Source organism: Streptomyces sp. NPDC017676 (assembly GCF_044329325.1).
GTDB lineage: Bacteria > Actinomycetota > Actinomycetes > Streptomycetales > Streptomycetaceae > Streptomyces.
Genome location: NZ_JBIRJA010000019.1, coordinates 53,343 through 65,229, shown reverse-complemented (window position 1 = coordinate 65,229; position 11,887 = coordinate 53,343). Strand labels below are relative to the sequence as shown.

The window sequence follows — 11,887 nt, the reverse complement described above, 5'->3', positions numbered from 1 at the left end:
CGACGTGTCACCCCGGGAGTGGACTTGCGGTTGTCGATGGAGACGGTGCGCGCGGTGCTCGGCGTCGCCGAGGACATACGGCTGGGCCTCGTCCTGGAGCGGGCGGGCCGCCGGGAGCACCGGCTGGGCGGCACGGTGTGCTCGCTGGCGGCGGTGGAGGGTGCGCGGCTCGGCCGGCTGGGCGAGGCCCTGCTGGCCGCCGAGCACGCCCGGCGCGCGGAGTACGGCCGCCTGGCGGATCTGGCCCGCGGGTGCGGGCGGGCGGAGGTGCTCAAGGGCGCCGCCCTGGAGCGGCTGTACCCCGAAGGTGTCCTCAGGTCGAGCCGGGACGTGGACCTGCTGATGCCCGACGAGGACGCGATGTGGCGGGCGGTCGCGGCCGTCGCCGCCTCCCGCCCGGTGGACGAGGCCCGCGTGAGCATGATCGAGAGCCCGGGCCGCAGGGACTGGGCGGTGGCCCTCAACTGGCCCTCGCCCGAGTCCGACCTGGACCATCCGTACGCGGTGGAGTTCTTCACCGCCGCGTTCGTCGGCGACCACGCGACGGTCCCGCTCCGTCCCGGCCGCCCGGACGATCCGCTCCTCGCCGGGCTGCTGCTGATCGCCGAGGAACTCTTCCAACAGCCGCCGCGCGGCCGTGATCTGGTCGACACCGCCCTGCTCCTGGCCGCCGTGCCGGAGGCGGAGCGCGGCGCGCTGCACCGGGCCGCCCGGGACTGGTCACTGGCGCCCGAGCTGCACCAGCTCGCCGAACGGGTCTGCGACATCCCGCTGTTGTCGACGCCCGCCGCGCGCTGGGCGGCCGACGCACTGGTGGACGAGGCGGAACGGGAGCGGGCCAGACGCGCGGCCGAGGCGTCCGCGTCCGGCGGCGGTGGCACGAAGGTGCGCTACGGCCTCTTCCTCGGGGAGGCGTTGCGCGCATTCCCGGCGCGGGTCGAGGAATCCCCCGGACTGACCGTGCTGCGTTGTCCGGTCGGCGGTTTCCTGCTGGTGGACGACGTGCTCGTCCCGCAGGAGCTGGCCGACGCCGCCCTGGCCCGTTATCCGCAAGCAGTCCTGCCGGCTTGAGAAACCCGACCGTCATCGAAACTCAGGAGCAGCTCTCATGAGCGGAACCCCCGTTCTCGGCCAATGGGTCGGCGACACCGACGTCTTCTTCGAGAAGTACTGGCGCCGGCAGCCACAGCGCTTCACCCCGCGGGGCGGTGCGTCCGGTCCCTTCGCGCTGACCGACTTCGACCAGGCCCTGGCCACCGGATTCTTCCGCGAGCCGTACATCGAGATGTGGGCCGACGACAACCGGCTGCCCGCCCGCAAGTTCACGGCCTCCCGGACCGTCGCCCGCGCGGAACCGGACGGCTTCGCCGATCCGGCGAAGATCCGCGCCCTGCTCGACGCGGGGGCGACCCTGCTGCTGCGCTGCGTCGACCAGTGGCACGCGCCGACCCGTGCCCTGCTGCGCGCGCTCGCCGGTGAACTGGGGCTGGCCGTGGAGTCGTTCTACTTCGTCACGCCCGCCGGCCACGCGGGGCTGCCGCTGCACCGTGACGACGCCGACGTCCTCGTCGTGCAGGTGGCGGGCAGCAAGAGCTGGAGCGTGCACGAGGGACCGGCAGACGGCCACTGGCACGCGGGCCGGGTGCTCGGCAGCGAGCCGCAGCCGGCCGAGGTGCTGACGACCGTCACCCGCCCGGGTGACGTCCTGTACATCCCGCGCGGCTTCGCCCACCGCGCCCACGGTCAGGACGGGTTGTCCGCGCACTTGTCCCTGACGGTCCGGGAGGTCGGGGTGGCCGACCTGTCCTCGGGTCTGCAGCGGATCGCGCTCGGCGACACCGGGAGCGCGCTGCCGCCGCTGCCGGTCACGGAGGACGCGATCACGGCCGCAGCGGCGGCCCTGCTGGAAGGGGCGCGCCGGCGCTTGGCCGACATCGGCCCGGGGGACCTGGTGGCGTGGGCCCGGCAGGCCCGCCTCGACGCCATGCCGACGCCTCCGGCGGACCTCTCCCTGGCAGCCCTGGCGGCTTCGCTCACCGGGTGACGGCACCCTGACCGCTCGAACGCTGACCGCTCGAACCCGACCGTGACAACCCGGCCGGACCCCACCGCGCCACGATGACACCGGACCGGTACGCCCTCCGCCCCCGCGACAGCGTCGACGGGGGCGGAGCCGCCTGCCGTCACCCACCGACCGGCACCGGAACACCGGCCGGGCGGGGGCGGCCGTCGCGGATCGTCCACAGATGCAGCGGGCCGGGGGCGGCGGTGGCCGGGGCAGGGCCCTGTTCGGTGGCCGCGGCGGTGGCCCGGCCCAGCGGGGTGCACGTGTCGAAGGCGCGCTGGTTCAGCGTCCGGGCCTCGGCCCGCGCGACGGCGTCCGCCGGCATCCGGCCGCCCATGGCCTCGCACACCTCCCGCAGTCGTGCGGCGAGCCGGCCGGCCTGTGCCCGCTCGGGGCGCCAGCACCAGACGTCCACCGCCCGGCCGGAGTTGTCGATGGTGGTACGGCCGAGCAGCGGGACGCCCAGGGCGGCGGCGGCCGCCGTCACCGGACCCGACTCGCCGAGCAGGGCGTCCACCCCGGGGTGGCAGGCGGTGCGGGGCCGGGCGTGGGTCACGGCCACCAGGCCGTCCAGCGCCGGGAGCGCCAGCGGCTGCCCGGTACGCGGCGCCGGACGGGCCGACGGCGGCGCGGGCCGGTGCGGGACCAGGTCCGCGACGGCGTCGGTCAGCCCGGCGAGGGACGCGGGCGGACCGGCCACGGCGAGGACGGCGTTGCCGGGGTGGTAGCGGAGGCCGACCAGCCGCCGGACGTCCGCCGCCGTCACGGCGGCCACGTCCGTGACGAAGGTCCGGGCCACCGCGTCCGAGCCGGGCTCGCCCGCCGGATCGGCCGCGGCGAGCAGTCCTCCCGCCCGCAGCAGGGGGCTCGCGTCCATCCGGGCCGTCTCCAGGGTGACCGCGGCGCGTTCCGCGTCCAGCACCGTGGCCGGGCAGTCGTACGGCGCGAGGACGCGCAGCAGCAGCGCGGCCATGTCCGCCGCGTTGTCCGGTGTGGTGGTGGCGCGGAACACGGTCCGGGCGTTGCCGGTCTCGGCGAGGATCGGCGTCCGCGCCTCACCGGGACGGCGCGTGGCGGCGATCTGGACGTGCTCGGCCAGGTGGGCGGTGCCGGGCGGGGCGGGCAGGTCGTCACGCGAGCCGCACTCCACGCTCAGGCACGCGGCGGCCGAGTGGGCCCACGGCAGGGGATGCAGGACGACGCGGAGTCCGTGGATCCGCGTCACGGTGGCCGGCGTGGCGTCGGGGGCGGTGGCCGGCGTGGCGTCGGGGGCGGTGCGGTACGTCGTCACAGGGCGGGTGCTTTCGTGAGCCGGGCGGCCTGCTCGTCGCTCAGCCGGCATGTGTCGGGGCCGGCCACCGCGACGGCCGGCGGCGCCGCGAACGGGCGCAGGACGGGCGGGACCTGGAGGGTGCGCAGCGCGGCGGCGAGCCCGGCGGGCGAGGTGTCCCCGGCCACGGCCGCGGCCGCTTCGTCGACGGCCGCGTAGGGATCGTCGAGGAGCATGGTGACCCGGGCCAGGCAGCGGTCCCGGGCCGCGTGGAACTCCTGGACGGGGACGGGCTCGCGCAGGGTGCGCAGCAGGGTCGCGCGCAGCAGCCCGGCGACCCGGGGAACGTCCGCCGGGCGGACGGCCGCGGTGACGGCCACGGACGGAAGGCCGTCGTCCTGTCCTGGCCAGTATCCGGCGGAGTATCCGTACGCGAGGGTGTCCTCGCCGCCGCGCAGCGCGTCGTAGAGGCGGCCCTCGGGCCCGGAGCCCAGCACCTCGACCAGCACTTCCAGCGCTCCCGGCGGCGCTTCGGCCAGGGGCATCCGCACGGACAGCCGCGCCGTGTCGCCCGGCAGGTCCTGGTGCGCGTAGCCGCCGCGCCAGGCGCGGGCGGGGGCGGGGGGCGGGGTCTCGGGAGCGGTGGGTCCGGCGGGTCCGGCCGGCGGGGCGGGCACGGCGAGAAGGGCCGGCGCGGTGGAGGCGGCGCGGGCCGTGGGCGCGCCGGGCGGGGCGGGGAGGTCGCGGCCGGGGCCGGCCGTGACGACGGTCCGGCGGGCCACGACGGTCTCGATCTCGGCGCGGACGACATCGGCGGGGATCGACGCGACCGTCCGCGGTGTGCCGAGGGCGTCCGCTCCGGGCTCGCCGAAGGCGGCCTGCCGGGACGCCTGGTTCAGCAGGACCAGGACGTCCTGCGCACGGCGGGCGGCCAGGGCCGCCTGCGCCGTGGCCGCGGCCCGGATCCGGTCGTCGTCGGGCAGGACGATGGCGTGCGGAGTGAAGGCCGCGCCGGCCGCGTGGACATCGTCGTGCCGCGACCAGTACGCGAACGAGGAACGGTGGGGCCGCAGCCGGTGGCGGGTGAGCCACCCTTCGCGCCGGGCCAGTGCGGCGGCACCACCCCCGCGCGGGTCGGCGAGCAGCCGGGCGACGAGGGCGGCCAGTCCCGCGTGCGCGGCGGGGTCGTCCTCGTGCCCGTGCGGCAGCTCGACGACCACCGCGTGCCCCGGCCCGCCGAACGGCGGTGGTTCGCCGCGGTAGGGCCCCGTGCCCGGGAGGCAGTCGCCCCCCACGCGCCCGGAGCCGCGTGGCGGCGCCGGTTCGGTGGGGTGGGGGGCCGACGGGTGGGTGCTCATGGTCACTGTCCTGACGGGGCGGTGGCGGGGTCGACGGCAGGGTCGGCGGGGCGATGGCTCCCGGGGGAGGCCGGTCGCGCCGCGCGGTGGGCGAACGGTGCGGCGGCGACGGCGGCCAGCACCCCGCACACGGCCACCGTCACCGGCGTGCGGGAGGCGAGCAGGGCTCCCGCGGTCAGCGCGACCAGTTGCGCGCTCGTGGTGAGCATGCGCCGGAAGGCCATGACCCGGCCGCGTACGGCGTTCGGGGCGCGCAACTGGCACAGCAGCACGGGGCCGATGCCGTAGGCGAACTGGTGGACACTGATGACGATTCCGGCCAGGGCCACGGCCGGCCAGAGCGCGTGGCCGACGAGCCACACGGCGGCCAGTCCCACGGGCGCGCAGGCCAGGGAGCTCCACCACAGCAGGCGCGCCGGGGACAGCGTGTCGCGGGCGCGGGCCGTCAGCGCCGTCACGGCGATCCAGCCCAGGCCGGTGCCGACGCCGAACACGCCCACCAGCGAGCCGGGGTGGTGCTGCCCGAGGTGGACGGCGAGCTGTTCGGTCACCGCGCCGAAGAAGAGGTAGACGGCGGCCTCGGCGATCAGCGCGTCGCGCAGCACGGTGTCCTCGCGGACGGCGCGCACGCCGCCGAGCAGCGCCGCGAGGCCGGTGTGCGGGAGGGGCTCGTGGCGGGCGGCGGGCAGCGGTGTCATGCAGATCGCCGCGACGACGAAGGTCAGACCGTTGAGCAGCAGGACCCATTCGATGCCGAACGCCGTCAGCGCCGCGGTGCCGATCAGCGGACCGAGGGTCATGGCGAGACCGGTCGTGGCGTCCAGCAGGGAGTTGGCGGTCAGCAGTCGGCTGCGCGGGATGGCGTCCGGGAGGAGGCTGGACAGCGCCGGGACCCGGGCCACGGCCAGGGCCTGGAGGACGAACAGCAGCAGGAGCAGCAGGGTGACCTCGCGGTGCCGGACCGCGCCGATCATGCCGGCGACGACCGCGGCGGCGGCCAGGTCGGTGACGATGACCACCCGGCGCCGGTCGAAGCGGTCGGCGATGAGCCCGGCGAAGGGCGAGATCAGCAGCTTCGGCAGATGGAACACGGCGAAGGAGACCACCGCGGCCAGCGCGGAACCGGTGGTCCGCTGCACCCACAGGGGCAGTGCGAGGAACTGGAGATAGCCGCCGAGGGTGGACAGGCCGCGTCCGAACCAGAAGGTCCAGAAGACGGAGCCGAGCGCTTCCCGGTGGGCGGCGCCGGCGGCCGGCGCTGATGCGGTCATGCCGCGTCCTCCTGCTGTCGTCCGGCCGGCTCCGCCGCGTCGAGGGCCAGTTGGGCCTTCGTACGCCGGGCGCGCGGACGCGCCAGCCAGTGGTCCATGTCGGTGGCGAGGCCGGCCAGTGCCCGCAGCGCGTTCGGCGCGGAGGAGTTGACCTCGATCTCCACGCACGCGTACTCGCCCAGTACGGTCCGTCCGTCCTCGGGCGCCAGGAAGTTCACCAGGTCCACGCTGTAGGCGACCTCCACCCCGTCGGCGGTGCGCCCGAGGCCCTTGGTACGCCGCTGTGTCGCCACGGCGGCGACGCCCAGCGGGCCCTCGGCCAGCCGGTTGCGCCGGACGTGTCCGACCGGCAGCAGCGAGATGTCGTCCAGCGCCCGCGGCACCTGGTCCGGTGTGATCCGGGAGGCGAGTTCGAGTCCGTCCCGCCAGGCGTGCACGCGGATGGCCTGCTTGAACGTCAGCCAGCACACGTCGGCGGCGGCTCCCGTGTTGACGACGGCGCCCAGGGTGTGCCCCGCCCGGATGAGGGACCGGGCGGCGTCGTCGGCGTAGAGCGTGGAGGAGACGAAGGACAGGGGCCGGCGCAGCGGCGTCAGCCGGGTGTGCAGCGGTCCGCCGCGCAGCAGGTTCTCCGGTCCGGACCGGTAGACCTCCAGCGGGAGCTCCCACTTGCACTCGTGCTCGACCCCGACGAGTTCCCGCAGGTCCTGCGGTGGTGCGGGGGGTTCCGGCGGCTTCGTCATCGTAGGGCGTCCACTCGGTTCGCGGCCCGCGGGCCGGGCGGCGGTTCGGGCAGGGTGAAGATGTCCACGTCACCGGGAGCGACGGGGAGGACCCGCTCCAGGACCGTGCGCAGCGCGGGCGCGCAGGCCGGTGGGGGAAGGAAGTGGCCGGACTTGAGGTTGGCGACGACCATGCAGTCGTGCGCGTCGCCCAGGAGCACCAGCTCACCCGCGGCCCGCACGCGCAGCCGCTCGGGCACGAGCATGGGGTGGACCACTCGTGCGCCCTGCCGGCGGCGGTCGGGTGTACGGCCGAAGACGGTCTCGGCCAGCGTGAACGGCTCGGGCCAGACCAGCAGGCGGTCCCGGTCGTCCACCACGTAGATGTGGGTGCTGCCCGGGGACAGCGCCGCGAAGGCGTCCGCGGCACTCGTCACGTGCAGCACGTCGGGCCGGCGGTCGTCGAGGAGCGGCGCGTACATCCGGTCGAACGCCGGCCGGTCGTACTCGATCAGCGGGGGGTCGGTGTGGACCAGGCGCCGGCGGTCGCGCCCGGCGGACACGATGCCGCCGTGGTCGTAGCGGCGCTGGATCTCCCGGGCCAGCGCCCCGACGCGCGCGCCGACCTCGCGGGCGGCGCGGTTCTCCAGGAGCACGGTCCGCAGGGACAGCAGCTCCTCGTAGAGGAGGAAGACCACGGCCTGGCTGTCGGGGCCGTACCGCTGGGCCAGCTGCGCGCGGACCTGTGCGTACCGAGCGAGCAGCGGGTGCTGCGTGCTGCCTGCCATGGTTCGTTCCTCCGGTCGTTCGCGTCGTGCCTGCCGGACGCCGGCCGGGGACCGGACGACGTCGGCAGGCACGTGACGCGGGAGCGGTGAGATCAGAACTCGCCGTGCTCACCCGGGCTGGCCAGCGCCTGGGTCATGGCGAGGGCCTCCTGGCCGTCGACGGTGGCGTCGATGGCGCGCAGGTTCTCGACGATGGTCTCCACGCGGAGCAGCTCGGACGCGGTGACAGCGTTCATGGTGAAACCTCATTCCAGGATTCGGTGGACGGGATGTCGTGCCGTTCTCGGGTTTCTCCCTCGGCGGCACGTCATCACTCTCTCCGGACCGCGACGGCGGGGAAAGTCACGTAAATGCGGTAACTCCTGGCCGGGTACCGGGAATTCGTGACTCCGCCGGCCGCCGCACACGATGGATGATCCCGTCCATGGACCTGGAATTCGTGCGCGCGGTGGACAAGGCACTGGACGGACGCGAGGGACGGCGGCTCGGCCTGGACTTCACGCGGGGTTCCCTGCCGCCGCCGTGGGGCGCGCGGCTGCTGACGGTGGACCGGCTGATGGACATGCTGACGTACCGCACGATGACCCGGACCGGTCAGGTCCTGGTCCTCCAGCAGGGGTCCTTCCTCCCACCGAAGCGCTTCATGACCTCGCGGACCACCCGTGGCGAGGAACTGGAGATGGTCGACACCCACCGTCTGGGGCTGCTGTTGCGGGAAGGCTGCCAGGTCGTGGTGGGCGGCATCGAGAAGATCGACCCGGTGTTCGACATCGCGTGCCGTGCCCTCCAGTGGCTGACCGGCGCCCGTGTCTACGCGACGGCGTTCCTGGCCACCGGCGAGGCGGGCGGCTTCAATCTGCACGTGGACACCTCCGACTCGCTCGTCCTGCAACTGGAGGGCACGAAGAGCTGGCAGGTGCGGGGCGAGTCCATGAAGGTGCCGCTGAACGAGGTGCGCCGGTCGGCCGAGCCGAGCGAGGAGATCCTCTGGGAGGGCACCCTCGGGCCGGGTGAGGCCATGAGCGTGCCGCGTGGCTACTGGCACACCGCGACCCGGTCCGACCAGGGCGCGGGGGGCTACTCGCTGCACGTCACCTTCGGAGTGGTCCGGCGCACCGGCGTCGACTGGCTGCGGGCCCTGACCGAACTGGCCTGCAACCTGGAGGTGTTCCGGCGCGACCTGACGGGCGACACCGACGAGGACGAGGCCGTCGCCGCCGCGCTGTCGCTGCTCGCGCGGACCTACCGGCCCGCTCATTTCCTCCAGGCACGTACCGCGTACTCCGACCGCGGTGGCATCGGCTGGCGGGAGACCCAGCACCCGTACACCGCCGGTGCGTTCGGGCCGGTCGGCGAGGTGGTGTGCCTGACGGACTTCCCGCCGCATCTGACGGCCGGCGGCGGCAACGCCGTGGTGACCGTGAACGGCCGGCGTCTGACCTTCCCCACCGAGGCTCTGCCCGCCCTGAGGCTGCTGGTGTCGGGCCGCCCGGTGGCGGTCGAGGAGGTGTCCCGGACGACCGGTGTGGACGCCGCCGAGCTGGTCCGCCCCTTGCTGGACGCGCACTTCTGCACCGAGGTGACCGGGGCGCTGGCGGGGGCCTTCGCGGCACTGGACGGGCCCGAGTCCCCGGAGTCGTGACTCCCCGGCCGGGACGCGGGGCGTCCGGTGCGGAACCGGCAGCGGTGCCTGTGGGGTGACCCGCGGCGACGACGCGGGGGATCGGCTTCCCCGGACGCCGCCGCGGTGAGGAAGCCTCCGCTCGAAGGCCGCGGGAGATGCCCGGCTCGGTGGTGGGCGCCGACTCCCCCGGCTGCCGGGGAGCGACGCACGACGCGGCTCTCGCTCCCCGGGCCCGCACGACGCGGCCTCCGCACCGGCGGGGCTCCCGCACGGCGGCGCGGCGACGGGACCGGGCGGGCCGGCGTCACCGCGCGGTACGGCCGGACTTGTCGGACGGCCTGAGCTCGTCAAGTCCTCGGCGAGGACCTCGCGGAGGCGAGCGGCACGGCGCTGCTCACCTCTCCCGGAGGGCTTCGGCCGGGGTGTGCGGTTCTTCGAGCCGGAGGGCCAGCACGACCAGTTGGGTTCGGTTCGCGGCGCCCACCTTCGCCCGGATCCTGCGCATGTAGGTGTCGACCGTGTGCCTGCTGATGCCCAGGCCGCGCGCTATGGCGTCGTAGGTGCCGCCGCCGGGAAGCCGGCTGAGGATCTCCCGTTCGCGCGGGCTGAGGGTCTGGGCGAGGTCGTCCCCCGCCGTCTGCGTGATGTTCATCGACTCCCCTTTCGCCGGGTCCCCGCGGAAACCGGTGTGCAGCGACGGGGTGCATCGAAACAGCCCCTGATCAACGGCCGATCGGCCGGGCGTGGACGCCCGGTAAACGGCACACCGGGCGCGGGGCACGCGAAGGAGCACCGCGGGCGCCGCGCCCGGGGCGCTCAGAGGGTGTCACAGACGGCCAGTTCGCTGAGGACCGCCGCGCCCGCCCGCAGCGCCCTGCGTCGAGGGCCGTCAGTCGTGTCGTCCAGGGCCGCGGCCGGCGACTCATCGCGCTGACCGCCCGCGCCTACCCCTCCGCCCCTGCCTCCCGCCGGCGCCGTTCGAGTTCGGCGTACCGGGCGCGCATGGCCGGGCCGGCCGCCGGTCCCGCGGTGAAGACGAACGCCTCGCTGTCGTCGAGGCTGAGCCCGGTGTGCCGGTCCACCACGACCGGTTCGGCCTCTTCCCCGGTCTGCGCGTCGACCAGGATCATGGCCCGTTCCTCCGGCGGCAGGTGCTGGTTCCCCCAGGCCGCCAGTGCGACGATGACGGGGCGCAGTGAGCGGCCGCGCTCGGTGAGCACGTACTCGTGGCGCACCGGATTGGTCCGGTACGGACGGCGCTCCAGCAGACCGTCGGCGACCAGCGTCTTCAAGCGCGCGGTGAGCATGCTGGTCGAGATGCCGAGGCTCTGCTGGAACTGGTCGAACCGCGTGTAGCCGTCGAAGGCGTCGTGGAGGATCAGCAGCGTCCACCACTCGCCCACGTGCTGCACGGTCGTGGACAACGGACAGGCGCGGTCCTCAAGCCGGATCCGGCTCGCCATTGCGCCCCCCTCTCCTGTCACTGCTAAAGTCGAAGTCACTAGCTTTCATTTTAGCAGTGACAAGGGGTGTGCCCTGCGCACACCGGAACGGACACGCCTTGCCCCCCATCATCGACGACTCCCTGGCCGGCCGGCGCGCCCTCGTCACCGGCGGCACGAAGGGCACCGGGGCCGCGATCGCCGCGCGGCTGCGCGCCGCCGGCGCCACCGTCCTGGTCGCCGCCCGCTCCAGGCCCGACGACGTCGCCGAGGAGGACTTCGTCGGCGCCGACCTGACCACACCGGAAGGCGCCGGGCACGTGGCGCGGGAGACGACGCGCCGGCTGGGTACGGCCGACATCCTGGTGCACACCCTCGGCGGATCGTCCGCCCCCGCCGGCGGCTTCGAGGTGCTCACCGAGGAGATCTGGTCGCAGGAACTCGGCCACAACCTGCTCGCCGCGGTGCGGCTGGACCGGGCGCTCGTCCCGGGCATGATCGCGCAGGGGCGGGGCGCGGTCGTCCATGTCTCCTCGATCCAGCGCCGCATGCCGCTGTGGAACGGCACGCTGGCCTACGCCTCCGCCAAGGCCGCCCTGAGCACGTACAGCAAGGGCCTGTCCAACCAGGTGGCCCCGCACGGAGTGCGCGTCAACACGGTGGTCCCCGGATTCATCCGGACCGACGCCGCCGACGCGCTCATCGACCGGATCGCCGAGCGGACGGGTGACCGCGACTCCGCGCTGGCCTCGCTCATGGACTCGCTCGGCGGCATCCCGCTCGGCCGGCCCAACCGTCCCGAGGAGGTCGCCGAACTCGTCGCCTTCCTCGTGTCCGACAGGGCCTCCGCCATCGTCGGAGCGGAACACGTCATCGACGGCGGCACCGTCCCCACCCTCTGACCCGAAAGCGAGGCACACATGACCGACACCACGCCCGCGCCCGGCACCCATGAGCTGCCCGACGTCGTCCAGCGGTACCTGAAGGCGCACAACGCCCGAGACGCGGCCGCCGCCGCCGCGACCCTCACCGCCGACGCCACCGTCACCGACGACGGCCGCACCCACCTGGGCCGCGCCGCCGTCGAGCAGTGGCTCGCCCGCGCCGCCTCCGAGTACACCTACACCACCGAGCTGCTGACCGCCCGCGGGGACGCCGGCCAGTGCACCGTCACCCAGCGCCTGCGGGGCGACTTCCCCGGCGGCACGGTCGACCTCCACTTCCGCTTCACCCTCGACGGCGACCTCATCAGCGGGCTCACCATCGCCCCCTGAACGCCGCGCGGGCCCGCCGGACAACTGGTCCGGCCCCGGGCGGGCCGGTCGGTGAGGGAGGCCGGACCGGCCC

Annotated in this window: 13 protein-coding genes; 5 read left to right on the top strand and 8 right to left on the bottom strand. The window is 74.8% G+C overall.

Annotation, left to right across the window (positions count from 1 at the left end; translation table 11 throughout):
* The first annotated feature begins 24 nt into the window (after positions 1-24).
* Together ACH4LD_RS33945 and ACH4LD_RS33940 are read left to right on the top strand one after the other, a co-directional pair.
* Positions 25-1,071, top strand: a complete 1,047-nt coding sequence (locus ACH4LD_RS33945; protein ID WP_398057964.1) for a hypothetical protein — start codon at positions 25-27, stop codon at positions 1,069-1,071.
* Positions 1,072-1,108: 37 nt separating this feature from the next.
* A complete protein-coding gene (locus ACH4LD_RS33940; RefSeq protein WP_398057962.1) occupies positions 1,109-2,044 on the top strand; it encodes a JmjC domain-containing protein in 936 nt (311 codons plus the stop codon).
* A gap of 139 nt (positions 2,045-2,183) precedes the next feature.
* Here the strand turns inward: ACH4LD_RS33940 and ACH4LD_RS33935 are convergent, their stop codons facing one another.
* The 6 genes from ACH4LD_RS33935 to ACH4LD_RS33910 all read right to left on the bottom strand — a co-directional run bounded on the left by ACH4LD_RS33935 (position 2,184) and on the right by ACH4LD_RS33910 (position 7,710).
* Positions 2,184-3,356 (bottom strand): insulinase family protein, encoded by a 1,173-nt coding sequence (locus tag ACH4LD_RS33935; RefSeq protein ID WP_398057961.1) that lies wholly within the window; start codon positions 3,354-3,356, stop codon positions 2,184-2,186.
* On the bottom strand, positions 3,353-4,693 hold the full coding sequence (locus ACH4LD_RS33930) for an insulinase family protein (RefSeq protein ID WP_398057960.1): 1,341 nt from the start codon (positions 4,691-4,693) through the stop codon (positions 3,353-3,355). The genes ACH4LD_RS33935 and ACH4LD_RS33930 overlap by 4 nt, the downstream gene beginning before the upstream one ends.
* A 2-nt stretch (positions 4,694-4,695) precedes the next feature.
* On the bottom strand, positions 4,696-5,964 hold the full coding sequence (locus ACH4LD_RS33925) for an MFS transporter (protein ID WP_398057959.1): 1,269 nt from the start codon (positions 5,962-5,964) through the stop codon (positions 4,696-4,698).
* Positions 5,961-6,707, bottom strand: coding sequence for a hypothetical protein (locus ACH4LD_RS33920; RefSeq protein WP_398057958.1), 747 nt, complete (start codon positions 6,705-6,707; stop codon positions 5,961-5,963). Before ACH4LD_RS33920 ends, ACH4LD_RS33925 begins: the two co-directional genes overlap by 4 nt.
* Entirely contained in the window at positions 6,704-7,474 is a 771-nt protein-coding gene (locus ACH4LD_RS33915; RefSeq protein ID WP_398057957.1) for a hypothetical protein, read from the bottom strand. Before ACH4LD_RS33915 ends, ACH4LD_RS33920 begins: the two co-directional genes overlap by 4 nt.
* Positions 7,475-7,566: 92 nt before the next feature.
* Positions 7,567-7,710, bottom strand: a complete 144-nt coding sequence (locus ACH4LD_RS33910) for a hypothetical protein (protein ID WP_165951710.1) — start codon at positions 7,708-7,710, stop codon at positions 7,567-7,569.
* Between the two features lie 188 nt (positions 7,711-7,898).
* Between ACH4LD_RS33910 and ACH4LD_RS33905 the strand changes: the two genes are divergently transcribed.
* Entirely contained in the window at positions 7,899-9,116 is a 1,218-nt protein-coding gene (locus ACH4LD_RS33905) for a JmjC domain-containing protein (RefSeq protein ID WP_398057956.1), read from the top strand.
* Between the two features lie 376 nt (positions 9,117-9,492).
* Here the strand turns inward: ACH4LD_RS33905 and ACH4LD_RS33900 are convergent, their stop codons facing one another.
* Positions 9,493-9,750, bottom strand: coding sequence for a response regulator transcription factor (locus tag ACH4LD_RS33900; RefSeq protein WP_398057955.1), 258 nt, complete (start codon positions 9,748-9,750; stop codon positions 9,493-9,495).
* A gap of 292 nt (positions 9,751-10,042) precedes the next feature.
* Positions 10,043-10,561 carry a winged helix-turn-helix transcriptional regulator gene (locus tag ACH4LD_RS33895; RefSeq protein ID WP_398057954.1) on the bottom strand — a complete coding sequence of 173 codons (519 nt, stop codon included), beginning with the start codon at positions 10,559-10,561 and terminating at the stop codon, positions 10,043-10,045.
* Between the two features lie 107 nt (positions 10,562-10,668).
* On the opposite strand from ACH4LD_RS33895, the gene ACH4LD_RS33890 reads away from it, so the two are divergent.
* Together ACH4LD_RS33890 and ACH4LD_RS33885 are read left to right on the top strand one after the other, a co-directional pair.
* Positions 10,669-11,442 carry an SDR family oxidoreductase gene (locus ACH4LD_RS33890; RefSeq protein ID WP_398058090.1) on the top strand — a complete coding sequence of 258 codons (774 nt, stop codon included), beginning with the start codon at positions 10,669-10,671 and terminating at the stop codon, positions 11,440-11,442.
* A gap of 18 nt (positions 11,443-11,460) precedes the next feature.
* Positions 11,461-11,814: a nuclear transport factor 2 family protein gene (locus ACH4LD_RS33885; RefSeq protein WP_398057953.1), complete on the top strand. Its 354-nt coding sequence runs from the start codon at positions 11,461-11,463 to the stop codon at positions 11,812-11,814.
* Positions 11,815-11,887 lie beyond the last annotated feature (73 nt).